We start from the raw sequence: 24,093 nt of genomic DNA on the forward strand, positions 1-24,093 counted from the left end.
GCCACCCTCACCTGACGCCTGACGAGGGGACTTAACGCTCGTCCCCTCGCCGCTCCCCTTCTTTTAGCGCCGCAGGATCGCGAAACCCTGGCCCGTCGGAGACCTTCGCCGGGGTCGGCGCATAAAGGACATCCATGTCCTAATGCGCCTCTTGCGACATCCCTGTCGCAAGACCCCGCTACGGCACCTCAGGCCAGCGCGCTCCTGAAGGCGCCATGGTGGCCGGTTCCAATGAGTCCAATGGTGTCATATCGATAAAAAAACACCCGGCACATGGCCGGGTGTCTCTGCATCGAGCTTGAAAGAGAAGACTTAGCCCAATCGCTTGGCCAGCAAACCTTCCAGCTTCTTCTGGTCGGCGGCGAAGGTGCGGATACCCTCGGCCAGCTTCTCGGTGGCCATGGCGTCCTCGTTGTGCTCCCAACGGAACTGCGCTTCGCCGATCGGGTCGAGACGCTCGGTGCCGCTGCCCTGATCGGTGATCTTGCGCGTCACTTCCCCGTCCGTCGAGGCGAGCTCCTCGAGCAGCGCCGGCGAGATGGTGAGGCGATTGCAGCCGGCCAGCGCCCGGATCTGGTCGGTGTTACGGAAGCTGGCACCCATGACCACCGTGTCGTAGCCGTACTGGCTGGCGTAGTCGCACACACCGCGCACGAACTTGACGCCCGGGTCCTCGTCCGGCGCGTAGGACTCGGTGCCGGTGGCCTTCTTGTACCAGTCGGTGACGCGACCGACGAAGGGCGAGATCAGATAGACACCGGCCTCGAAGCAGGCCCGGGCCTGGGCATCGGAGAACAGCAGCGTCAGGTTGCAGTTGATGCCTTCCTTCTCGAGCTTTTCGGCGGCGCGAATGCCTTCCCAGGTCGAGGCCAGCTTGATCAGCACCCGATCCTTGGAGACACCCTGCTTCTCGTAGAGATCGATCAGGTGATGGGCCTTGTCGATGCTCGCCTTCTCGTCGAACGAGAGCTTGGCCGCCACCTCGGTGGAGACGCGTCCGGGCACCAGCTTGGTGATCTCGGTGCCGATGGCCACCGACAGACGGTCCACGGCTTCCTCGACGCGGGCATCGGCGTCGCTGACGTCGGACTTGACCGCCGCCAGTGTCTCGTCGATCAGCGCCTGGTAACCCTCGAGATCGAAGGCCTTGAGGATCAGCGATGGGTTGGTGGTCGCGTCATGCGGCTGGTAGCGACGAATGGCATCCAGATCGCCGGTATCGGCAACCACCATGGAAAGCTGTTTGAGAGAGTCGAGTTGCTGTGTCATGAATCGCTCCATCGTTGTGGCGTGTGATTGCATCCCGTCGCAATCCTGATTCTGAAAGCATAACACCGATGCGAGGCCGTCGCCGTGCCCCACGCCGTGTTTCCGGTCGTCGATGACCAGGGTCGCTGCGGGTCGGACAGGATGCCCGCGAGGTGGAATTCCCGCACAGAATCACCGCCCGGATCCCGTCTTCATGAGGGGGAGAGGCGGTGATTTCAATGCCCCTCCCCTGCTGGAACGGGCGGCTATCAGGCGATGCCGTACTCCCGGCTAAGCGCTTCCCGATAGCGCCGGTAGATACCGTCGTAGCTGGCGACCGTTTCCGGCCGTGGCCGGGTCAGTGTCGTCTCGTCCAGCCGGACCCAGTCCCGACAGAGCTGGTCCAGTGCCACCTCGGACTCGCGATCGTCACACCAGCGCGCCTGAATGGCGCCCCCGAAGGCCGCGGCTTCGGTGACTTCCGGACAGACCACTTCGAGATCGAGCACGTCGGCGACGATCTGACGCCAGACCGGACTCTTCGCGCCGCCACCGACGAGACGAATCTGGGTCGCCTCGCTCGCCAGCGGGCCGAGCAGCTCGAGCCCGTAGCGCAGCCCGAACGTGGCGCTCTCGACCGCCGCGCGGCACAGGTTTTCCGGCGTGGTGTTGAAACTGGTCATGCCGCTCATGCTGGCCTGCGCCTGCGGCAGCGCCGGCACCCGCTCACCACTGAAGAACGGCAGCAGCGTGATGCCGCCCGCCCCCGGTTCCGCCTTGGCCACGGCACGGTTGAAACCGTCGATGTCGAGCCCGACCAGTTCCCGCAACGTCGTCGTGGCCGAGGTCACGTTCATGGTGCAGATCAGCGGTAGCCAACCGCCGTGACTGGCACAGAAGTTCGCCACCATGGCGTTGTCCGGCACCACCGGTTCGCCAGAATGAACGGCGATGGTGCCGGAGGTGCCGAGACTGATCGTGACCCGTCCCGGCTCGATGTTGCCGGTGCCGATGGCGCCCATCATGTTGTCGCCGCCGCCGCTGGAGACGATGACGTCGTCGCTGAGGCCCAGCTCACGGGCCAGCGCCGGCCGCACCTTGCCCACCGCCTCGCGGGAGTCGATCAGTCGGGGCAGCACGCTGTCGAAGTCGAGTTCCGGGGCGATGATCTCGAAGGCATCGCGCCGCCAGGTACGCGCCCGGGTATCGAAGTAGCCGGTACCCGAGGCGTCGCCCGGTTCGGCAACGCGCTCGCCGGTCAGCCAGAAGTTGAGGTAGTCGTGGGGCAGCAGCAGCGTGGCGATCCGGCGATAGGCCTGCGGATGGGTCTCGCGCAGCCAGGCGACCTTGGAGGCGGTATAGCCGGTCTGCAGCACCAGTCCCAGCTTGTCGATGCAGCCCCGCTCGCCGCCGAGCCGGTCGATCAGTCGTTCGTTCCACTCCGCGGTCTCGGTGTCGTTCCAGAGCTTGGCCGGGTGCACCGGTACGCCGTCGCCATCCAGTGCCACCATGCCGTGCTGCTGGCCGGAGATGCCGATCGCGCGAATGGTCTCCGCCCCGACACCGGCATCCTTCAACGCCTCGTCGAGCGCACCACGGAACGCCTCGGTCCACTCCTCGACACGCTGCTCCCGCCGTCCGTGGTCGCCCTGCTCCAGCTTGTGGGGTCGTGAGGCCTCGCCGACGATGCGACCGTCGCTGCCATCGACCACCACCACCTTGGTGCTCTGGGTGCCACAATCCACGCCGATATACATCACATCCATCCCTTGATCAGTTCCGTCGAGACCGGCGCCAGCGCCGGCCTCATCCCGTCGACCGCCGCAGTCAATTGGCGACCAGGTGCTCGACGCAGGCCCGTGCGCCATCGCGGTAGAGACGATCCAGCGCATCGAGATAGGCCGAGCGAAACCGCTCGTCGTCGGCCAGATCCCCGAACAGCTGACGGTTCTCGATGAACGCGGTGGGCTCGTCGCGGTTGCGCTTGGCGATCGCCATCAACTCGTCCTTGAGGCGATCGACCACCGCGATCGGCTCGCCCTGCTCGTCGGCCCCCTCGGCATAGCGCGCCCAGCTCGCGACGACCGCCGCGCTGCGATGGATCTCCCCTCCCTGGGCCAGCTGCTCCCGAATCACCGGCAGCAGCCACTTGGGAATGCGATCGGAACTCTCGGCGCACAGCCGCGCCAGGGTGTCCTTGATCTCCGGATTGGCGAAGCGCGCGATCAGGGTGCGCTTGTAGTCGTCGAGATCGACCCCCGGCACCGGCCGCAGCGTCGGCGTGCCCTCGCGGTTCATGTAATCGAGCAGGAAGTCGACGAACAGCGGGTCCTGGCACACTTCATGGGCGTAGCGATAGCCGGCCAGGTAGCCGAAATAGGTCAGTGCCTGATGGCTGGCGTTGAGCAGGCGCAGCTTCATCAGCTCGTAGGGCATGACGTCCTCGACCAGTTGCACGCCTACCTGGTCGTAGGCCGGACGGCCAGCGTTGAAATGGTCCTCCAGCACCCACTGGGTGAAGGGTTCGCAGACCACCGGCCAGCGATCCTCGATGCCGAACCGGCTTCCGATCTCCTCGATGTCGGCATCGGTGGTCACCGGCGTGATGCGATCGACCATGGAGTTGGGAAACTGGACGTTGGCATCGATCCAGTCACCCAGTTCAGCGTCACGCGCCCGGGCATAGGCCACGAACATCTTGTGCGCGACTTCGCCGTTGCCCTGGATATTGTCGCAGGACATCACCGTGAACGGCTCGATGCCCCGCTCGCGGCGTCGCGCCAACGCCTCGGCGACGATGCCGAAGGTGGTCCTGGGCGTCTTCGGCGAGGCCAGGTCGTGCTCGACATCGGGGTTGCCGAGATCGAACTCGCCGGTGACGTGGTGGAAGTTGTAGCCGCCCTCGGTCACCGTCAGCGAGACGATGCGAATCTTCGGATCCGCCAGCAGCTCCAGGGTGCCTTCGATATCGTCCGGCGCGTAGCGATAGTCGATGATCGAACCGATGACCCGCGCCTGGTACTCGCCCTCGGGATGCTTGATCACCAGGGTATAGAGATGATCCTGGGCGGAGAGCGCCGCCTGCATGCGACGATCGCCGGGCATGACCCCGACGCCGACGATGCCCCAGTCCAGCGCCTCGCCCCGGTTCATGAGGTCGTCGAGATACATCGCCTGGTGGGCGCGATGGAAGCCGCCGACACCGAAGTGCACGATGCCAGGCGTGACCTGGGCCCGGTCGTAGGACGGCTTGGCGACGCTGCCATCGAGCTGGTCGAGCGCCGCCGAATTCAACGATGCCATAACGTTTCTCCTGAAAAAGTCACTGCCGTGGGTGATCCTGCGAACACGCCACGGTATCGGTCAGGCTTCCGCGGCCGAGGGGGCCGCCGTCGACTCGCGGGCGATGGCCAGTTCGCTCTCGCTGTCAAACAGATGCAGCTTGTCGCTATCGCAGGTCAGCGTCAGCGTGTCGCCGAGCTGCACCTTCCGATGGCCCGGGAGCTGGGCCGAAACGGCGTGCTCGCCCACGCTGAGTTGCACCATGGTCACCGCGCCCAGCGTCTCGACCACATCCACCGTGCCCTCGATACGATTGGTCGCGTCCGCATCGCTCAGGCGAAGATGTTCCGGGCGGATACCGGCCCAGACGTCCACCGCCCCCCGCGACGCCATGGTGGCACGATGGGCAGCGTCGAGGGAGAGCCGATAGCCATCGCCGCTCGCGACACCATCGACATGCTTGGCGGGCAGGAAGTTCATCGAGGGATTGCCGATGAATCCGGCCACGAAGCGGTTGGCCGGGAACTCGTAGAGATTGATCGGCGTGTCGATCTGCTGGATCTTGCCATCCTTCATCACCACGATGCGTTCGCCCATGGTCATCGCCTCGACCTGGTCGTGGGTGACGTAGAAGGTGGTGACGTTGAGGCGCTTGTGCAGCTTGACGATCTCGGCGCGCATGTCGACGCGCAGCTTGGCGTCCAGGTTGGAGAGCGGCTCGTCCATCAGAAAGACCTGAGGATCGCGCACGATCGCCCGACCCAGCGCGACACGCTGACGTTGCCCGCCGGAGAGTTCGCGCGGCTTGCGTTCGAGCAGATGCTGGATGCCCAGCGTCTGGGCCGCCTCGTCGATCTTCTGCTTGATCTCCTCGGCGGGACGCTTCTTCAGCCGCAGGCTGAACGCCATGTTCTCGGCCACGCTCATGTGCGGGTAGAGCGCGTAGCTCTGGAACACCATCGCGATGTCGCGCTCCTTGGGCGGCACCTGACTGACGTCCCGGCCGCCGATCAGGATTTCGCCTTCGGTGTTGCGCTCGAGCCCGGCGATCATGCGCATGGTGGTCGACTTGCCGCAGCCCGAAGGCCCCACCAGGACCACGAACTCGCCGTCACGCGTGACCAGGTTGAAGTCGTCGACGGCGTTGCTGCTGCTGGCGCCCTTGATTTGCGAGCCATAGTTCTTGGCGACGTTCTTGAGTTCGACGATAGCCATGTCGTTAACCCTCTAGATGAGATCCGTTACCAGCACGATCGCCGGTCATTTGACGGCGCCGAAAGTCAGGCCTCTGACCATCTGGCGTTGGGTGAACCAGCCGAGCACGATGATCGGCGCGATCGCCAGCACGGAGGCGGCGGACATCTTGGCCCAGAACAGCCCCTCGGCACTCTTGAACGAGGCGATGTAGACCGCCAGCGTCGCTGCGCGGTGGTCGGTCATGGTGATGCTCCAGAACGACTCGTTCCAGGCCAGGATCAGCGCCAGCAGTCCCGTCGAGGCCAGCCCGGGAAGCGCCAGCGGCAACACCACCTTGAACAGGGTCTGCATGATGCTGGCCCCGTCGATGTCGGCGGCCTCGACGATGTCCTTGGGAATGTCGCGGAAGTAGGAGTAGACCATCCACACGATGATCGGCAGGTTCATGGCGGTGAACAGCAGCGTCAGCCCCAGCGCGTTGTCCAGCAGCCCGACCGCGCTGTAGACCAGGTAGATCGGAATCAGCACGCCCACCGCCGGAATGAATTTGGTCGAGACCATCCATACCAGCAGGAAGTCGGTGCGCTTGTTGGGGTAGAACGCCATCGCGTAGGCCGCCGGCACCGCCAGTGCCAGTCCGATGACGGTCGAGGCGACGGCGGTCAGCGCGGAGTTCCAGGCGTAGTGCCAGTAGCCGCTGCCCTGCGCCAGGGCCATCTTGAAGCTCTCCAGCGTCGGCGAGAAGAAGAAATTCGGCACCACCGTGAAGGCCTGCTGCTCGGTCTTGAACGAGGTCAGCAGCAACCACAGGATCGGGAAGAAGATCAGTAGCGCCACGCCCCACGCGAGCACGCCCAGGGCGCCATTGGTAAACCGGTTCGAGTTCATCGTGCGGCTCCCGCGTTGAGGTTTCCGGCAATGAAGCGGATCAGCATGATGGCGAAGATGTTCGCCAGGATCACGGCGCCGATGGCGGCCGCCGAGGCGATGCCGATGTCGTTCTGCTGGAACACGGTCTGGAAGATGTAATACGGCAGGTTGGTGGTCGCGGTGCCCGGGCCGCCGCTGGTGGTGGTGTAGATCTCGGCGAACGAGGTCAGGAAGAAGATGCTCTCCAGCATCACCACGACGTAGAGCACCTGCCCCAGGTGCGGGATCACGATATGGCGAAACTCCTGCCAGGCGCTGGCGCCATCGAGCTTGGCCGCCTCGATCTGGTCCTCCGGCAGCGATTGCAGGCCGGTCAGCAGCACCAGCAGCGCGAACGGTGTCCATTCCCAGGTGATCATGATGATCACCGACAGCATCGGGTAGTGGGCGAGCCAGTCGACCGGCTCGAGCCCCAGCTGCCGCGCCACCCAGGCGAACAGGCCGTAGACGGGGTGGAACAGCATGTTCTTCCAGATCAGCCCGGTCACCACCGGCATCACGAAGAACGGCGCGACCGCCAGCGTGCGTGCCACGCCACGGCCGACGAAGGTCCGGTTGAACAGCAGCGCCAGCGCCAGGCCCAGGCAGACCGTGATCAGCAGGCTGGCGGCGACGATGATCAGGGTGTTGGCCAGCGATTTCCAGAAAGTGGGATCGCTCAACAGGATGGCGAAATTTCCCAACCCGGCGAAGCCGTTGTACATCGGCATGATCAGGTTGTACTGCTGGAACGAGTAGTAGATGGTCATTGCCAGAGGCACGAGCATCCAGATCAGCAGGAAGATGACCGCCGGAGCCATCAACAGTCGCGTGGTGCGAGCGAACGAGCGCGCACCGGTCACTTCGGCGGATGGCGCGGTGGTCGAGGCGGTTCGAGAAATGGCTTTCATGCGTGATTCCCGTGGCTTTGGATTGCGTCATGCAACCACTGGTCCGACTTACGCAGCGACACCGCCGATCACCTGGCGGATCGGCGGTGTCCGTGGCGAATCGCTTACTGCGGTTTGCCGGTCTGCTGCATGATGCGGTCGGTAAAGGTCTGTCCCTGCTGCAGCGCTTCATCGACGCTGCTCTGACCGGACAGCATCGCCGCCATCAGCTGGCCGACCCGCGTACCGATCGCCTGGAACTGGGGAATGGTGACGAACTGCACGCCGGTATAGGGCACTTCCTGCGCGCTGGGGTCGTTGGGGCTGGCGCTCTTGATCGCCGTCTCGACCAGCGGGGCGAACGGTGCCGCCTTGACGTAGTCTTCGCTGGAATAGGTCGACTGACGCGTTCCCGGGGGGACAGCCAGCCAGCCCTTGTCGTCAGCCACGGCCTGGATGTAGTCCTTGGAGGTCGCCCAGTCGACGAAGGTCTTCGCCGCTTCCTGTTGCTTGGAGGACTGCGGCACGGCCAGCGCCCAGGTGAACAGCCAGTTGGAGCCTTTCTCCGTGGTCTCGTAAGGCGCCTGGGCGAAGCCGACCTTGTCGGCGACCTGCGAGGTCTCCGGGTCGCTCACATAGCTGGCCGCGACGGTGGAATCCACCCACATCCCGCACTGGCCATTGGCGAACAGCGTCTCGGACTCGGTGAAGCCATTGGAGGTCACGCCCGGGGGGCCATAATCGTTGAGCAGGTCGACATAGGCGTTGGCCGCGTTCTTCCACTCCTCGCTGGTCAGCTGCGGCTTCCAGTCCATGTCGAACCAGCGACCGCCGAAACTGTTGACCATGGTGCCGAACAGCGCCATGTTCTGGCCCCACCCGGGCAGTCCACGCAGGCAGATGCCATAGACGCCGTCCGAGGGCGAGTGAATCTTGGAGGCGAACTCCTCGACCTGGCTCCAGGTCGGCTTGTCCGGCATCTCGATACCGGCCTTCTCGAACAGGTCCTTGCGGTAATAGGTCACCGAGGACTCCGCGTAGAACGGCAGGGCGTAGAGCGTACCGTCGACCGACAGCCCCTCCTTCACCGGCGCGAGGAGGTCATCGACATCGTAGCTCTCGGGCAGGTTCTCCATCGGCGTCAGCCAGTCGTTCTGCGCCCAGATCGGCGTCTCGTAGTTGCTCACGGTGACCACGTCATACTGGCCGGCCCCGCTGGCGATATCGGTGGTGACCTTCTGCCGCAACTCGTTTTCCGGTAGCGTCACCCAGTTGACCTTGATATCCGGATGCGCGTCGTTGAACGCCGACATCATGCTCTGCATGGTCACCATATCGGGGTTGTTCACCGTGGCGACGGTGATTTCCGTGCTCTGTGCCATGGCGGCGGAGCAGGCACTCAAGCCTGCGATCCCGACACCTGAAATGAACAAGGCAAGTCTCATCTGGAATTCCTCTCGTAGCGCTCGTTATTGCTATGGTTTTCCACGGCGGCCGCATTCGACGGCTGTCACGCCGAGCATCGAACGATCCCACGGGTACGATCCGACCCAATCTATCCAGGCTGGCGTTATGGTGAAGAGGATCGACCGTGCATTCTTGGATGCCTGCCCTGACGCACATGACATCAAGAAGAAATCATAGCGTTAACACTGAAGGAATCAAGCAGGAGACGTTTTAAACAATTCAGCAAAATCAATAACTTATTTATTATTAGACCAATGTTTAATGCCCCGGATAGACCTAAGTTGTAGAGAAAAAGCCACCTCGCGCCGACAATATCGATGTTATAAAATGACACAAAATGATATCAGTTGCTCATGATATTCACTGAGTCGGGCCGGCCGCCCGGCCTCGCCAGCCACCGTCTCGACAGGTCGCAGAACCAAGAGTGTCACCAGGGAGATGAGGTCGATGCCTCGAACCACGCTCGAAGATATTGCCCGACAAGCCGGCGTCAGCAAGATCACCGTCTCGCGGGCCTTCTCTTCCCCGGAGAAGGTGCACGCCGAGACCCGCGATCAGATATTGCGAATCGCCCGCGAACTCAACTACGTCTCCCAGTCGCAGGCGCTCAACCGCGATCCCGCGATCACGCGTACGCTGGGCGTCGTCAACCCCAACATGAGCAACCCCTTCTTCGGCCGGATGACCCGGGAGATCACGCTGGCAGCCAGGGCCCGGGGCTACACGGTGCTGGTCTTCGACTCCTACGAGTCGGAAACCCTGGAAGGCGAGGCGATCGGCAAGCTGATCGAATTCTCCGTCGATGCCGTCATCCTGTCGGTCATCTCCTCGGACATCGACTACCACCCGGCGTACCTGGATCGCCTGGAGGCGGCCAAGATTCCCGTGGTGCTGGTCGATCGCGAACTCAAGGCCGCTCACTACGGCGGGGTCTACATCGACAACCTCGACTGCGGCTACCAGGCCGGGCGCTACTGTCTGGAGAGGGGGCTGGAGCAGCTGCTCGCCGTGTCGGGCCCGGCCGACTCGATGGTCTCGATCGGACGCATGTCGGGGCTGCGCGAAGCGCTCGGCAGCCGGCCGGTATCGCTCGAGGTGATCTACAGCGACTTCAGCTTCGAGCCGGCCTACCGTGCGCTGCGCGACTATCTGCGCGACCACCCCTGGCCGGAAGCCATCATCGGGGCCAACAACCAGATCACCATGGCGGTGTTGAAGCTCTGTCACGAGCAGGGCATCGTGCCGCAGCAGGACATCCAGCTGTTCAGCATCGACGACATCGAGCACAGCGACGTGTTCGGGGTGCATATCCCCTGCATCCACCACAATCTGCCGGAGATCGCCCAGCAGGCACTACAGCTGGCATTGGCGGCGATCCAGTCACCGGAGCAGCGCGGCTTCCGCACCGTGGTGCGAGGAGAGCTCCGCACCGAGTGACATGCCGGGGCGGCCAGGCATCACCTCCGCGAGGACCGGGCAGCGAACGCTCAATCGGATGCCGACGTGCGGCCGGCAGCACTGCCGGCCTGCGCGGATACCGGCGACGCAGGCAACCAGACGTCGGCCGCCAGCCCGCCCAGCGCCGCACGCTCGAGGCGCAGGGTGCCGCCGTACAGCATCATCAGGTCCTCGACGATCGACAGCCCCAGCCCCGATCCCGAGCCACGGGCGTCCAGGCGCACCCCCCGCGCCAGCGCCGACTCGCCCTGGGCCCGCGTCATTCCCGGGCCGTCATCCTCGATCCGCAGGCGAACGCCCTGCGGTACCTGGTAGACCGTGAACGAGACCCGGGTGCTTGCCCAGCGCAGCGCGTTCTCCAGCAGGTTGCCGGTGAGCTCCTGGATATCCTGCGGGTCGATGCGCGCCGCCGCCCTGGGGTCGATATCGGCATCGAACCGCACCCCGCGACGCTCCGCGAGCCTGGCCAGCCCCTGCACGACCGGGGCGATCGCGTCGCCGATCGCCACGCGCCCCGAGAATGCCACGCCGCCCGCCGCCGAGGCTCGAGCCAGATGGTGGCGCACCGCGTCGTCGATGCGCGTCAGTTCGGTGTTGATGGGCCTGCGCTGCGCTTCGGGAAAGCGTTCCGACAGGGTCTTCAGCACGCTGACCGGCGTCTTCAGCGCATGGGCCAGATTGCCGGCCGCCGCACGCCCGCGCTCGATCAGGCGTCGGTCGCGCTCCAGCACCCCGTTCATGGCCAACGCCAACTCCTTCAGCTCCACCGGCAACTGCGTGTCAAGCCGTTCGCTCTCGCCCTCCTCCACCGCCCGCAGATTGGCGGACATCCGTCTCAGTGGCGCGAGCCCCCAGCGCATCTGGAGCGCCAGGCCCGCGAGCAGCAACACGCCAAAGGTGGCCAGCGACAGGATCAGCAGCCGCTCGAAGCGCCCGACCTCGTGATCCAGCTCCGCGGTCGAACCCGCCAGCGCCACGTGGATGACGTCGCGATAACCCGGCAGCCGGAGATCCCGTTCGATCATGCGCAGCGCGTCGTCACGCGGACCGCTGACTTCATAGATATTGACCCCCTCGTGGTGCCCGGGAACGGGCAGCCGCTGGTCCCATAGCGAGCGCGAGGTCATGGTGAGATCGCCACCGTCGCTCACCTGCCAGTACCAGCCGGAGTAGACGCGGTCGAAGCGAGCGTCGCCCAGTGAGCGATTGAGTTGAAGACGTTGACCGACGTTGTCGACCTGGATCCCGGCCAGCAGCGCATTGAGCTGGGATTCGAGCCGGCTGTCGAAGGAAGCGGTGGCGGACTGGCGAAAATTGTAACTCAGCCCGATGCCGGCCAAGGGCAGGAGCACGATGACCAGCATCAACGACGCCACCAGCAGACGCGCCCCCAATGGCGCCAGGCGCAGGCGCTCGCCGAGGCGGGACATCCAGCGTGGCTGCCAACGCCTCAAGGGCCGGCCTCGAGATCGACCAGGCGATAGCCCTGGCCCCGCAGCGTCTCGATCCGGGCACGGCCGAACTTGCGTCGCAGTCGACTGATCTGCACGTCGATGACGTTGGAGTCGGGCTCATGATCGCGGTTGTAGACGTGCTCGACCAGCTCGGCCCGACTGACGATGCGCGGTGAGGCGTGCATCAGGTAGGAGAGCAGCCGGGACTCCTGGGCGGTCAGCGTGATGGGGCGACCTGCCAGCGAGACGCTGCCGGAGTGCGTGTCCAGGGTCAGCTCCCCCACCCGGATAACCGGATGGGCATGGCCGTGGCTGCGCCGGACCAGCGCGCGCAGGCGGAACAGCACTTCGGCGGTCTCGAACGGCTTGACCACGTAGTCATCGGCGCCGGCGGAAAAGCCCGCGGCCTTGTCGGACCAGCGCTCCCGCGCCGTCAGGACCAGCACCGGCAGGTCGATATCGTCCTCCCGCCACTGGGAGAGCCAGCGAGTGCCGTCGCCATCGGGCAGCCCCAAATCCAGGATGATCGCATCGTAACGCTCGGTGCGGACCAGGAAGTCGGCTTCCTGTCCGGTGGTCGTCGACTCGATCAGCAACCCGGCCTCGGCCAGGGCATCGGCCAGCGCCTCGGCAAGCGCCGCATCGTCCTCGACCAACAGTACCTTCATTACCGACTCCCCGGTTCAAGATTCACCCGTCACCGTCGCTCGGCGGAGACCCGGCCGATGGCGCCGCGTGACGCCGATGACTCACGGCGATTTCTTCATCGCCTCGATATTAACGCCTTCGATGCTCAGCAGCTCGCCGTCGGTGGCATCGAACTCGAACTCCACCACCTGCCCCTGGGGCCCGATCATCTCCACCTCGTACTCGATCCGGCCATCCTCCTGCTCCAGCTCGACCTCGAGAATCTGCCCCTCGTAGCGGGCCTCCAGCCAGTCCATGATCTCGTCGATACCGACCAGATGGCCCTCCTTGACCTCCTTGTGGAGATCCCGCCAATTGTCGCCATCGGCACTCACGGGCACCAGCGCCCCGCTCATCATCAGCGGCAGGGTCACGGTCAGCAGCATAAGAAGGTTGCGAAGTTTCATGGTATCAGTGTGCCGCAACCGCCATGAATCCGACATGAACATTCAGCCGGTCGAACGCGACTCCCCGTTCAGGCCAGCGACGGGCGATTAACGCAACATGAATGTCGTCGTCAGTTCGAGGCAAGGTCCCCCCGCGTATAACGGGTGATAGCGTCGGCCACGGCCGACCGGCGCGATCAGCGCCTACCGGAAAACGCTCCTCAGGAGGTCCGTCATGAAAAATCGTCTATGGGTACTCCCTGCCGTCGCGCTCGGCGGAGGCTTCGGCGCCAACGCCCTGGCGGGTGACACCACACTCTCCTACGGTCAATTGGAGAAGCTGCTCAACAGCGCCGAGGATTACGGTTTCAATCGCTACGAGAAACTGGATGCCGATCACGATGACAATCGATTCGAGATCGAAGGCTGGCGCGCCGATGGCTGGGAACTCGATGTCGCGATGACGCTGAACGAGGGCACGTTGATGCGCGAGAGTCAGCGGAAGTCGATCGCCCCCGACTGGGGTCTGACCAAGGAGGAGTTGAATGCCGCGCTCTCGAAAGCCCGGGCCGAGGGGATGCAACATTTCGCGGAGCTCGAGGTCGATAGTGATGGGCATGTCGAGATCGAGGGCTACAATGCGCAGCAAGCGCAGTTCGAACTCGACCTGCACCGCGAGGAGCTGAATTCCGAACATCGCGACACTGGGAGTGCCAACGGATGACCGACAACCGCCAGAAGGACAACGCCGCCTGGCGTGCCGCCCAGCAGTGGCGCGAGCGCGTTCAGCAGTCCCGCCCCAGCCAGGGAGCCAGCGGCATCCGACTGCTGCTGACCTGGCTGCTGTTCGGCGCCATGCTGATCATCGGCACCCTGCTCGGCCTCTTCCTGCTGATCATCGGTTGGGCGATGCTGCCGTTTCTCCGCCATCGAATGAACAAGCGCGCCGAGCAGGTTCGCGCGTCCCGGGCCCAGTACGCCGGCGGCAGCGCCGACCACGGCGGCGATGCCTCCTCCGGGCGCTCTCAGCGCGTGCTCGACGGCGAATACGAAGTTCGCTCGAAGGAAGGCTAACCGCGCCGATCCCGGCCACCCCTGCCGCCCCCTCGTCATCGATCGAACCGTCTCGCGGCGCACAAGGGGTCTGTGCAGTCCTCGATCGCCCTTCCCGCCGCTTTGCCGAGACTCTACCGCGTGCGCCTCTTCGGCGTACGCGGTAGAGTCGGTTACGACCTTGGTATAATCCGCGATAACGATGCGCCGGCAGCGCATCGGCGAGATGACTCCGACAACAATAATTCGACACAGGGCTTCGTGACCCATGGAAGCGATCGACCGGCTGCTGCGTGCGGCCAAGATTTCCGAGATCGAGCAGTTGGCCGGCCTGGCGGAAACCGCCGCCGTCGTCGGCGACATCAGCCGTTTCGTGCATGCGCTGCAACGCGAGCGCGGCGCCTCCAGTATCTACCTCGGCTCACGAGGCCGACGCTTCGCCACGCAACGCCGCCAGCGTATCGCCGACAGCCGGCAAGCCGAGACCACGCTTCGCCAGCGCCTCGAAGAGTGGGCAACCCCACAAACCGACCGAGCCCCGCACCGGCTCGCCAACACCCGCCTGCTGATCCGGGTCGCCGCGGTCTGGCACGGGCTCGATGCGCTCCCCGGCATCCGCCTGGAGATCGACGCACACCGCCTGACCGCGGACGACGCCGTGCGGCTGTTCAACCGCCTGATCAGCAACCTGCTATCGGTCATCTTCGAAGCCGCGGATACCGCCGGCGACATCGAAATCACCCGCGTGCTGGTGTGTCTGTTCCACTTCATCCAGGGCAAGGAGCTGGCCGGACAGGAGCGCGCCTGCGGCGCCTTCGGCTTCACGCTGGGCGCCTTCGACGAGGCCCATCGCCAGACGCTACGCCAATTGATCGATGCCCAGCAGCGCTGCTTCGAGACCTTCGCCGAATTCGCCAGTGCCGACCTGGCCTCTCGTTGGCGCCGGGAGCTCGACCAGCCGGTTCACGGCGCCATCGATCGGCTGCGTGAACTGGCGACGCAGGAGACACCGCTACCTGGCGATCTCGACGATCCCGGCGAGCAGTGGTTCGCGATCGCCACCCAGCGCATCGACGCCATGAAGGGGATCGAGGATCGTCTGGTCGAGGAGCTTCAGCACAGCTGCCGCGAGCGCATCGTCCAGACCGAACGCGACATCGAAAATGGCTCGGGTCCGCAGGAGGCATTGAATGGGGAGCCGTGGGCGGCTCCGCTGAACCTGCTGCTGGAGGTACCGGCCTCGGACCAGGCAGCGGGGCTTGGCGCCCTGACCGCCAATACGATGGATTCACGCTTCAGTCGCTCGCTGATCGACCTGGTACAGCTGCAGAACGCCAGGCTGCAGCAGATCAGCGACGAGCTCGAAACTACCCGCCGGACACTACGCGATCGCAAGCGGATCGATCGCGCCAAGGGGTTGCTGATGACGCACCGGCAGCTATCCGAGGACGAGGCCTATCGGCTTCTCCGCAAGACCGCCATGGACCAGAGCAAGCCACTGATCGAGGTCGCCCAGAACGTGATCGACCTGGTAGAGATGCTCTCCTCGAAGCGCCTCTGAACCCAGGCGAGCCTGAACCAGGACCTCGAACCGCCCGCCAGACGTTGTTGGTGCAGTGAGCGGGGTCGTTGCACCGACCTGAGGCTCCATCCGCTCGCGCTTCCGTCGTCGTGCATCACGGGATCGGGCTTATGTTGTTGAATCTCGTCGCTAACGGCGATTCTGGTACGCCTTCTGCTTGACTCGATGAGTTCGGACCAAAGGCGGCCCGACCGGGACGTCGTCAGACGACTCCCGACCCATCATCGCGATGCCCGGCCAACGACGGCCGAGGCCCGCAACGGACAACGGCGTCCATCGCTTCTCATGCCCGGCATGACGAGCGGTGGACGCCGTTTTTTCATGCCCGTCACCATCGGAGAGAGATCTTCATGGACATCCGCCACAAAGCCAACAAGATCCGCCTGTTCAGTTTCTCCACGCCGCAGATGCGCGCCTTCCATCTATCCTGGTTCGCCTTCCATGTCTGCTTCTTCGGCTGGTTCGGCATCGCCCCGCTGATGGCCGTCGTACGCGACGACCTGGGTCTGACCAAGAGCCAGATCGGCAACACGATCATCGCCTCAGTCGCCATCACTATCGTCGTCAGACTGGTGATCGGGCTGCTCTGCGACCGGCTCGGTCCGCGCAAGACCTACATTTGGCTGCTCTGCCTGGGATCGCTGCCGGTCATGTCGATCGGCCTGGCCGACAGCTTCGAAAGCTTCCTGCTGGCTCGACTGGCGATCGGCGCGATCGGCGCGTCCTTCGTCATCACCCAGTACCACTCCACCGTGATGTTCGCGCCCAACGTGGTCGGCACGGCGAATGCCACCACCGCCGGCTGGGGCAACCTCGGTGGCGGCACCACGCAGATCCTGATGCCGCTGGTGTTTTCCGGCGTGCTGATGCTGGGTGTCAGCGAGACCCTGGGCTGGCGGCTGGCGATGGTGGTGCCCGGCATCGTGCTGTTGCTGACCGGCCTGGCCTATTACCGCTTCACCCAGGACGCGCCGGATGGAAACTTCAGCGATCTGCGGGCGCGTGGCGAACTGCCGCCGGCCACCCGGGAACACGGCGCCCTGCAGAGCTTCATCGCCGCGGCCCGGGACATCCGCGTCTGGGCACTGTTCGTGGTCTACGCGGCCTGCTTCGGCGTGGAACTCACCATCAACAACATCGCCGCGATCTACTTCTTCGACACCTTCTCGCTGGACCTGGCCACGGCGGGGCTGATCGCCGGGCTGTTCGGATTGATGAACCTGTTCGCGCGCACTCTCGGCGGCGTGTTCTCGGACCTGTTCGCGCGCAACGGCGGACTCAAGGGGCGCGTGCGCTGGCTGTTCATCGCGCTGCTATGCGAGGGCGTGGCACTGCTGGGCTTCGCCCAGATGCAGACCCTGGCCGTAGCGATCGGCATCATGCTGGTGTTCAGCCTGTTCGTGCAGATGGCGGAGGGCGCCACCTTCGGGGTCGTGCCGTTCATCAACAAGCAGGCGCTGGGCGCGGTGGCGGGGATCGTCGGTGCCGGCGGCAATGCCGGTGCCGTGGCCGCCGGCTTCCTGTTTCGCTCGGAATCGCTCTCCTATCAACAGGGTCTTTTCTATCTGGGTCTGGCAGTCATCGCCGCCTCGCTATTCGCGCTCGCGGTCAGGTTCTCCACGGAGACAGAAGCGACCGAAGATGCGGCCTATCGCCAGGCCGAGGGCGAGCGCCATGTCGCTCGGGATGCCGAGCGGGGGGCTGCTGCCGGCTGAGCGCGCGCCCCTGCGATGACGCCTTGTCATCACGCCCCTCTCCATCGCGAGTCCATGCGATCTTCGCCGCTGCCTCCGGGTAGCGGCTTTTTTCAGAGGTCCTGGTGCATCAACGTGACGCGCTCGCCACGATAGATCACGGATTCGAAGGGCACCCAGCCCAGCCGCGCGTAGAGCGCCACCTGGTCGGGTGTGTAGAGATAAAGTCGCCGACAACCCGCTTCCCGGGCCTCGGTCTCCACCGTCGCCACCAATGCCGAGGCGATACCGCGGCCGCGCCAGGCCGGCAGGACGAAAACGGAGGCGAGCCAGGGCCCCATGGCGGGCCGAGTGCTCATGTCGCTGAGTGTCAGGCTCGCGGTAGCTATCGGCTCGCCATCGTTCATGGCCACGAATACCGAAGGCACGCCTCTGGCACCGCAATCCTCGCGGGTGTCGTCCCGCCATTCGTCGAAGGTCGTGTGCGGGTGGAGTCCGCCCCAGGCGCCGAAGGTCCAACGCGATACCGTTTCGATGCCGAGCGTGTCAGCGCGGTCCAACCGAGAGATATTCCAGTCCATCATGGCCCCACCCGTGATGCTGAATCCCAAGCCGATCGACGGCCTCGACGGCTAGAGAGCCCGATAGATCCAACGCCGGAGCCGGCGTCGATTCAATGTCAGAGCTTCTTGATGTCAGACCCTGTTGATGTCAGACCTTCTTGACGAACTCGGACTTGAGCTTCATCGCTCCGATACCGTCGATCCTGCAGTCGATATCGTGATCGCCATCGACCAGACGAATGTTCTTGACCTTGGTGCCCACTTTCACCACCTGTGAAGAGCCCTTTATCTTGAGGTCCTTGATCACGGTGATGCTGTCGCCATCGACGAGCGGCGTGCCATGGGCATCGGTAACCCGTCGGTCGTCGGCATCACCGCTCGTGGCCTCGGAGAGGGTCCACTCGTGGGCACATTCGGGGCAGACGAGAACGCTGGCATCTTCGTAGGTGTATTCGGAACCGCACTGCGGGCAGGGAGGCAACTGGCTCATGGTCGTTCCTGATGGCTGGCTCATGGTCGTTTCCGATCGAGAGGAAGGCGCGGAGTTTACGCGCCGGCGGCCACCCTGCCCAGTGCCGTTCAGCGAGCCGTGGCCGTCGCGTCGCGTCCGACCCAGGCGCTGGCCATTGTCACCACGCTACCCACCACGATCAGGCACGGCGACGGCAAGGGGCTGGCGGCGAGTCGCTCCGGCATGTCCGCCAGCGTACCGACCAGGGATTGCTGTTGCGACAGCGAGGCGTTGGCGGTCAGCATGATCGGCCAGTCGGAGGGCAGCCCGGCGCCGATCAATTCTTCGCAGATGGTTTCGACATGACTCAGGCCCATGTAGAACACCAGCGTCTCGTCACGCCGGGCCAAACCACGCCAATCGAGAACCTGGTCTTCGCGACAGGCCTGGGCGGTGATGAAGCGAACCTGCTGGGCGTGGGCGCGATCCGTCAGCGGCAGCCCCATGGCCGCTACCGCACCGGACGCGGCGGTGATCCCGGGGACGATCTCCGCCGGGATCCCGGCTTCGGCGAGCGCGGCAAGCTCTTCCCCCAGGCGGCCGAAGATGCCCGGATCACCGCCCTTCAGCCTCACCACGCGTTTGCCGGCCTGGGCCAGGCGCACCATCAGGCGGCCGATCTCCGCCTGGGGCACGCTGTGGTGGCCGCGCGCCTTGCCGACGTAGTAACGCTCGCAACCCCGTGGAAGCAGCGCCAGGATATCCTCGCCCACCAGCCGGTCGTAGACGATCGCCTCGGCGCGCTCGATCAGACCCGCGGCACGCAGCGTCAGCAGATCCGCCGCCCCCGGGCCGGCCCCGACCAGGTAGACGTGGCCGCGCTCGGCCGACGACGTGCCTGTCGTCGAACGTCGACCTTCGTTCGTCAGGCGCTCCCGGCCGGTCTGCCAGACGCGGGCCATCCATTGGCCCACCTTGATCGATACCGGGCGTGACGGGTTATACGCTGACATGGGCGCTCTCCTCTTCGAGCAGGGATTTCAATTCCGGCAGGCAGGAGCCGCATTGGGTACCGCAGGCGAGCCTGGCGCCCAGCGCTTCGACGCTGGCATCGCCGGCACGGACCGCCTCGACGATCGAACGCTGGCCGACCTGGTGGCAGCTGCAGACGATCGCTCCCTGATCGCGGGCACCGCTGGCACAACCGGCCAGGATGCGTCGGCGCGTGGCCGGATCCAGCGACGCATCCGGCCCACGGGCGAAACAGGCATCCAGCCAGTGCAGGGCCGGCAACGCCGCCGGCGGCCCCACCATCAGCCACCAGCGCAGTCGGCCCGCCTCGAGGCCGCTGGCGCGCAGCCGCTCCCGGGCGCTGTCCCGGCTCCACTGTGTCGCCGGGAGCGGTAGCCGGCTCTCGGCCCAGGCCAGCCAGTCGCGATTTTCCAGCGCCGGCTCGCCGGCGAGCTGCCAGCGCAGGCTGTGAGCCATGGGAATGCGTGTCCAGTACGCGCAGTCGTCGCGTGGATCCACCGTCCCGGCGAGATCGCCGGCGACGATCAATGTCGCCTCCCAGGCCGTCTCGAGCGGTTTCAGGCTTACCGCGCCCTGTTTCGATTCCGGCTGACCGGAGACCGGATCGGTGATCGGCGCGATCAGCCCGCCGATCTTGGCCTGGCCGCTGAAGGCGTCGTTCCAGTGCATCGGCGCGAAAAGCTCGCCACGTCGCTGGCCCTTGGCCAGTCGTGCTCGCGCCCGGTATCGCCCCCCGGCACCATCGAGCTCGACCAGTTGCTGGTCGGCGATCCCATGGCTTTCGGCATCGGCGGGATGCATCTCGACGAACGGCTCCTGGCGATGATTCATCAGACGAGACGCGCGCCAGGTACGGGTCATGGTGTGCCACTGGTCGCGGATTCGTCCGGTGTTGAGTCGCAACGGCCGCCGAACGCTGATCTCCTGCTGCGGCCCCCGCGGGCGCACCGGCAGCAGTTTCGCCAGGCCGTCCGGCGTGGCGAACTGGCCATCCTCGAACAGCCGGGCGGTGCCCCGAGGGGCGCCACCGTTGACTGGCCACTGGATCGGCGCCAGCGCCTCGTAACCGGCACGATCGAGCGCCGCGAGGCCGGATATGTCGAACAACCTGGCATCCTCGCCCGGTTTGTCGGAGGGGTTCTCGAAACCCGAAAGCCGTGCATGCTCCGTGAAGATATCGGCGGGGTGCGCGTAGCCGAACGCCTCGCCAAAGCCCAGCCCGGCCGCGACCTGGCTCATGATCCACCAGTCGTGGCGCGCTTCACCGGGCGGCCGAAGCAACCCTCGCTGGCGCGAGATCCGGCGTTCGGAATTGGTCACGGTGCCATCCTTTTCCGCCCAGCTGCTGGCCGGCAGCACGATATCCGCCACTTCCAGCACTTCGGCGTTGGCCATGCAGTCGGAGACGATGACCAGCGGGCAGGCCGCCAGGATGCGCTTGATACGGTTGGCGTCGGGCATGCTGACCACCGGATTGGTGGCCATGATCCAGATGGCGCGAATCTCGCCGCGTTCGATGGCATCGAAAAGCTCCACGGCCTTGTGCCCCGGCTCGTTCGGCAACGTCGGCACGAGCGAGGCCGTCTGCCAGAAACGGGTGACCCGATCGATGGCGCCCGGCGTGTGATAGTCCATGTGCGCGGCCAACTGGTTGGCCAGCCCACCGACTTCACGACCGCCCATCGCATTGGGCTGTCCGGTGATCGAGAACGGCCCGGCCCCCGGCAGCCCGATCTTGCCCCCGGCCAGGTGGCAGTTGATGATCGCCTGACACTTGTCGGTGCCGCTGCTCGACTGGTTGATGCCCTGGGAGTAGAGCGTCACCACGTGCAGATGGGTCGCGAACCAGTAGAAGAAGGTCTCCAACCGTTCGAGATCGACATCGCAGTCGCGGGCGATGGCCGCGAGGCGGGTGTCGTCCTCGCGGGCGGCGTTCAGTGCCGCCTCGAATCCTTGGGTGTGGCGCTCCAGATAACGGCGATCGACCCGTCCTTTCTCCTCCATCCACGCCAGCAGGCCATTGAACAGCCGCGCATCGCTGCCCGGCTCGAGCCCCAGGTAGAGATCGGCGATTTCGCAACTGTCGGTCACGCGCGGATCGATCACCACCACCCGCATCAATGGATTACGCGCCTTGGCCGCCTTCAGGCGCTGATAGAGTACCGGATGGTTCCAGGCCAGATTGGAACCCGCCAGTACCACCAGCTCGGCGCACTCCAGGTCCTCGTAGCAGCACGGCACGGCATCGGCCCCGAAGGCGCGCTTGTAGGCCGCCACTGCCGAGGCCATGCAGAGCCGTGAATTGGTATCCACATGCGGCGTGCCGAGAAAGCCCTTGAACAGCTTGTTGGCGACGTAATAGTCCTCGGTCAGCAGCTGGCCGGAGAGATACGCCGCTACCGCGCCCCGGCCGTGCTCGCGCTGCGTCGACGCCAACCGGGTGACCACGGCGTCCAGCGCCGTCGTCCAGTCCACCGACTTGCCGTCGACACGGGGGCGCAGCAAGCGCCCTTCGTCGCCCAGGGTCTCGTGAAGGGCGCTACCCTTGACGCAGAGCCGGCCGAAATTGGCCGGATGCGTCCGATCGCCCTCGACGCCGCTCACCCGTTCACCGTCGTGCTCGACGACGACCCCACACCCGACGCCGCAATAAGGACAGGTGGTGGCGTCCGTAATCGCCGGACCGGTAGCGGTGTCTTCGGTAATCGAACGGCCCTTGGCCTGCCGATCTGACATTGCGAGCCTCCAAAAACGCAAAAGGCCTGACATCACTCAAGGTGACGTCAGGCCTCGTTGCCTGCTGGCGGCGAAACAGATGACTGCCCGTCCGCGCGTTATCGATAATCTCATCGCCCTGGCTGGATCGATGCCGCCGTTGGCATCGATCGTGTCCATCGGGACGAGGACTCTCTGATCAACTTCATTTGATGACCTGAAACAGGCAAGAACGGGTCCAACATCGCCAGAAAAGCCGAAGAACAAGGATTTGCCGCATTCGACCCATGGCGTCGTCGGCTTCGCCCCACGCGTCGACGGGCGCTACGGCCCGCATTGGTGCAGCCATCGCCGCCTGCGCACCGATGTTGCGCAAACTCGATATCCCGGCGCCCGAAGAGTCCCCTCATCTCGCTGAAATGACGATATCGGGATCGCGCTGGCACGCTTTTCGCTTCCTACGACGTGACGACGACCAACGGCGGTCGCGTCGACGCGAAACGATGCCCGCAATGCCGCCGGCATCCACCGCATGACAGCGAGACAGACACTGTTCGAATTTCAGGCAAAGGCGCCTGATGCCGCGAAGCCCCGCTTCGTGTCATCAGGCGCCTTTTTCGTTATTGGCCAGCACCTGACGGGGCGGCCACGACGCCGGATGGGAGAGACCTCATGTCCCAGAACGATTCCCTCAACGGGTTTCCGAACGCTTCCCGGAACCCGCCCTCGGATACCTGCAGCGCCCCGGCGCATCTGGTGATCGTCGGCAACGGCATGGCCGGCCATCGCCTGCTGAGCGCGCTGCTGAAACGTCCGGACCGCCCCGACCGCATCACGGTCATCGGCGAGGAAGCCTCGCCGGCCTACAACCGCATCCTGTTGTCGCCGTGGCTGGCCGGCGAGATCGAACGCAGCGCACTCGACCTCCCCCTCGAGGACGTCGCGACAGCGGGCGTGACATGGCGGCTGGGCGAACGGGTGGTCGCCATCGACCGGCGACGACGCCGGATCCGGACCGACCGGGGCGAACAGGTGGCTTACGACCGCCTGGTACTGGCGACAGGCTCGCGCCCTGCCCTGCCGGACGTTCCCGGCATTCGGCTGGGCAATGTCGGCGGGTTCCGCGATTTCGTCGATACCGCCTGGCTCACGTCGCGACCCGTGGGTAGCCGTGCGGTCGTCATCGGCGGCGGGCTGCTGGGGCTGGAGGCGGCGGAAGGTCTGCGCAAGCGAGGGCTGACCGTCAGCGTGCTGCAGCGCAGCGAGCGCTTGATGAACCGGCAACTGGATGAGACGGCGGCGAGCTGGCTGCGTACCGAACTGGAGAGCCGCGGCTTGACCATAGAAACCCACGCTCACCTGGCCGCCTGCGAAGGCGATACCGATGGCAACGTGGTCGCGGTACGGTTGGAGGATGGCCGCCGACTGCCTGCCGACTGCGTGGTGGTCGCCGCCGGTATCAAGCCCCATACGGCACTGGCCCGACAGTCCGGATTGCATGTCGCCCGCGGTATCGTCGTCGACGCGACGCTGACGACCAGCGACCCCGCCATTCACGCCCTCGGCGATTGCTGCGAGTTCGAGGGCAACACCTACGGTCTGGTCGACCCGATCTGGCGACAGGTGGATGTGCTCGCCGCTCGGCTCTGCGGCCAGCGCAGCGCCCCCTACCGCGAGATCCCGTGTGCAACCCGTCTCAAGGTCGCGGATATCTCGATCTTTGCCTTCGGCCCGGTCGAGATTCCGCCAGGGCACGAGACGCTGACCTACGCCGATGCCGAGAACGGCGACTACCGTCGGCTGTTGCTGCACGACGATCGTCTCGTCGGCGCGGTGCTCTACGGCGATACCATCGCCGGCCCCGGCTATTTCCATCACGCCCGTGAAGCCCACGACCTGAGCGCCTGCCGCGACGTACTGCTGTTCGGCGCCGATGACGCCACACGACTTCTGGCCGACAACGCCACTGATAAACTGGAGGAAGCGGCATGACACCTGCCCCTATCACGACACACGCCCCGGCCA

Annotated in this window: 20 protein-coding genes; 6 read left to right on the plus strand and 14 right to left on the minus strand. The window is 65.1% G+C overall.

Translation table 11 applies throughout. The features are described 5' to 3' along the window. Positions 1–312: 312 nt before the first annotated feature. The 7 genes from tal to Q0602_RS05400 all read right to left on the minus strand — a co-directional run bounded on the left by tal (position 313) and on the right by Q0602_RS05400 (position 8,971). On the minus strand, positions 313–1,269 hold the full coding sequence (tal, locus tag Q0602_RS05370; RefSeq protein ID WP_298839991.1) for a transaldolase: 957 nt from the start codon (positions 1,267–1,269) through the stop codon (positions 313–315). Positions 1,270–1,517: 248 nt separating this feature from the next. Further along, entirely contained in the window at positions 1,518–3,005 is a 1,488-nt protein-coding gene (xylB, locus tag Q0602_RS05375; RefSeq protein ID WP_298840026.1) for a xylulokinase, read from the minus strand. Positions 3,006–3,075: 70 nt separating this feature from the next. After that, positions 3,076–4,551: a mannitol dehydrogenase family protein gene (locus Q0602_RS05380; RefSeq protein WP_298839992.1), complete on the minus strand. Its 1,476-nt coding sequence runs from the start codon at positions 4,549–4,551 to the stop codon at positions 3,076–3,078. Positions 4,552–4,611: 60 nt separating this feature from the next. Continuing rightward, positions 4,612–5,745: an ABC transporter ATP-binding protein gene (locus Q0602_RS05385; RefSeq protein ID WP_298839995.1), complete on the minus strand. Its 1,134-nt coding sequence runs from the start codon at positions 5,743–5,745 to the stop codon at positions 4,612–4,614. A 45-nt stretch (positions 5,746–5,790) separates the two neighbouring features. Next, positions 5,791–6,615, minus strand: coding sequence for a carbohydrate ABC transporter permease (locus tag Q0602_RS05390; RefSeq protein ID WP_298839997.1), 825 nt, complete (start codon positions 6,613–6,615; stop codon positions 5,791–5,793). Then, positions 6,612–7,457 (minus strand): carbohydrate ABC transporter permease, encoded by an 846-nt coding sequence (locus Q0602_RS05395; protein WP_298840029.1) that lies wholly within the window; start codon positions 7,455–7,457, stop codon positions 6,612–6,614. The genes Q0602_RS05390 and Q0602_RS05395 overlap by 4 nt, the downstream gene beginning before the upstream one ends. 194 nt (positions 7,458–7,651) lie before the next feature. Next, positions 7,652–8,971 carry a sugar ABC transporter substrate-binding protein gene (locus tag Q0602_RS05400; protein WP_298840000.1) on the minus strand — a complete coding sequence of 440 codons (1,320 nt, stop codon included), beginning with the start codon at positions 8,969–8,971 and terminating at the stop codon, positions 7,652–7,654. A 469-nt stretch (positions 8,972–9,440) separates the two neighbouring features. Here Q0602_RS05400 and Q0602_RS05405 point away from each other — a divergent pair, with 469 nt between their 5' ends. Beyond that, positions 9,441–10,430 (plus strand): LacI family DNA-binding transcriptional regulator, encoded by a 990-nt coding sequence (locus Q0602_RS05405; protein WP_298840003.1) that lies wholly within the window; start codon positions 9,441–9,443, stop codon positions 10,428–10,430. A gap of 50 nt (positions 10,431–10,480) precedes the next feature. Here Q0602_RS05405 and Q0602_RS05410 read toward each other — a convergent pair whose 3' ends face one another. The 3 genes from Q0602_RS05410 to Q0602_RS05420 form a co-directional block, all read right to left on the minus strand. Further along, positions 10,481–11,905, minus strand: coding sequence for a sensor histidine kinase (locus Q0602_RS05410; protein WP_298840005.1), 1,425 nt, complete (start codon positions 11,903–11,905; stop codon positions 10,481–10,483). Continuing rightward, positions 11,902–12,573 carry a response regulator transcription factor gene (locus Q0602_RS05415; RefSeq protein ID WP_295039698.1) on the minus strand — a complete coding sequence of 224 codons (672 nt, stop codon included), beginning with the start codon at positions 12,571–12,573 and terminating at the stop codon, positions 11,902–11,904. Before Q0602_RS05415 ends, Q0602_RS05410 begins: the two co-directional genes overlap by 4 nt. 81 nt (positions 12,574–12,654) lie before the next feature. Continuing rightward, positions 12,655–12,999, minus strand: a complete 345-nt coding sequence (locus tag Q0602_RS05420; RefSeq protein WP_295039700.1) for a PepSY domain-containing protein — start codon at positions 12,997–12,999, stop codon at positions 12,655–12,657. A 214-nt stretch (positions 13,000–13,213) separates the two neighbouring features. Between Q0602_RS05420 and Q0602_RS05425 the strand changes: the two genes are divergently transcribed. The 4 genes from Q0602_RS05425 (at position 13,214) to Q0602_RS05440 (ending at position 17,328) form a co-directional block, all read left to right on the plus strand. Further along, a complete protein-coding gene (locus tag Q0602_RS05425) occupies positions 13,214–13,702 on the plus strand; it encodes a hypothetical protein (RefSeq protein WP_298840008.1) in 489 nt (162 codons plus the stop codon). Continuing rightward, positions 13,699–14,052 (plus strand): hypothetical protein, encoded by a 354-nt coding sequence (locus Q0602_RS05430; protein ID WP_295039705.1) that lies wholly within the window; start codon positions 13,699–13,701, stop codon positions 14,050–14,052. Before Q0602_RS05425 ends, Q0602_RS05430 begins: the two co-directional genes overlap by 4 nt. A 247-nt stretch (positions 14,053–14,299) precedes the next feature. Then, positions 14,300–15,592, plus strand: coding sequence for a nitrate regulatory protein (locus tag Q0602_RS05435; RefSeq protein ID WP_298840011.1), 1,293 nt, complete (start codon positions 14,300–14,302; stop codon positions 15,590–15,592). Positions 15,593–15,963: 371 nt separating this feature from the next. Continuing rightward, positions 15,964–17,328: an MFS transporter gene (locus Q0602_RS05440; RefSeq protein ID WP_298840014.1), complete on the plus strand. Its 1,365-nt coding sequence runs from the start codon at positions 15,964–15,966 to the stop codon at positions 17,326–17,328. 92 nt (positions 17,329–17,420) lie between these two features. Here Q0602_RS05440 and Q0602_RS05445 read toward each other — a convergent pair whose 3' ends face one another. From Q0602_RS05445 to Q0602_RS05460, 4 genes are all read right to left on the minus strand, one after another. Beyond that, positions 17,421–17,891: a GNAT family N-acetyltransferase gene (locus Q0602_RS05445; protein ID WP_298840016.1), complete on the minus strand. Its 471-nt coding sequence runs from the start codon at positions 17,889–17,891 to the stop codon at positions 17,421–17,423. Positions 17,892–18,018: 127 nt separating this feature from the next. Next, entirely contained in the window at positions 18,019–18,360 is a 342-nt protein-coding gene (locus Q0602_RS05450; RefSeq protein ID WP_298840032.1) for a zinc ribbon domain-containing protein YjdM, read from the minus strand. An 89-nt stretch (positions 18,361–18,449) separates the two neighbouring features. Then, positions 18,450–19,334, minus strand: a complete 885-nt coding sequence (cobA, locus tag Q0602_RS05455; protein ID WP_298840018.1) for a uroporphyrinogen-III C-methyltransferase — start codon at positions 19,332–19,334, stop codon at positions 18,450–18,452. Beyond that, the gene (locus tag Q0602_RS05460) at positions 19,321–22,089 is read right to left on the minus strand and encodes a nitrate reductase (RefSeq protein WP_298840020.1); all 2,769 of its coding nucleotides are present in this window, start codon (positions 22,087–22,089) and stop codon (positions 19,321–19,323) included. Before Q0602_RS05460 ends, cobA begins: the two co-directional genes overlap by 14 nt. A 651-nt stretch (positions 22,090–22,740) precedes the next feature. Between Q0602_RS05460 and Q0602_RS05465 the strand changes: the two genes are divergently transcribed. Next, positions 22,741–24,060, plus strand: coding sequence for an FAD-dependent oxidoreductase (locus Q0602_RS05465; RefSeq protein WP_298840023.1), 1,320 nt, complete (start codon positions 22,741–22,743; stop codon positions 24,058–24,060). The last annotated feature ends 33 nt before the right edge of the window (positions 24,061–24,093 follow it).

It is taken from the genome of uncultured Salinicola sp. (assembly GCF_937921195.1).
Taxonomy (GTDB): Bacteria; Pseudomonadota; Gammaproteobacteria; order Pseudomonadales; family Halomonadaceae; genus Salinicola.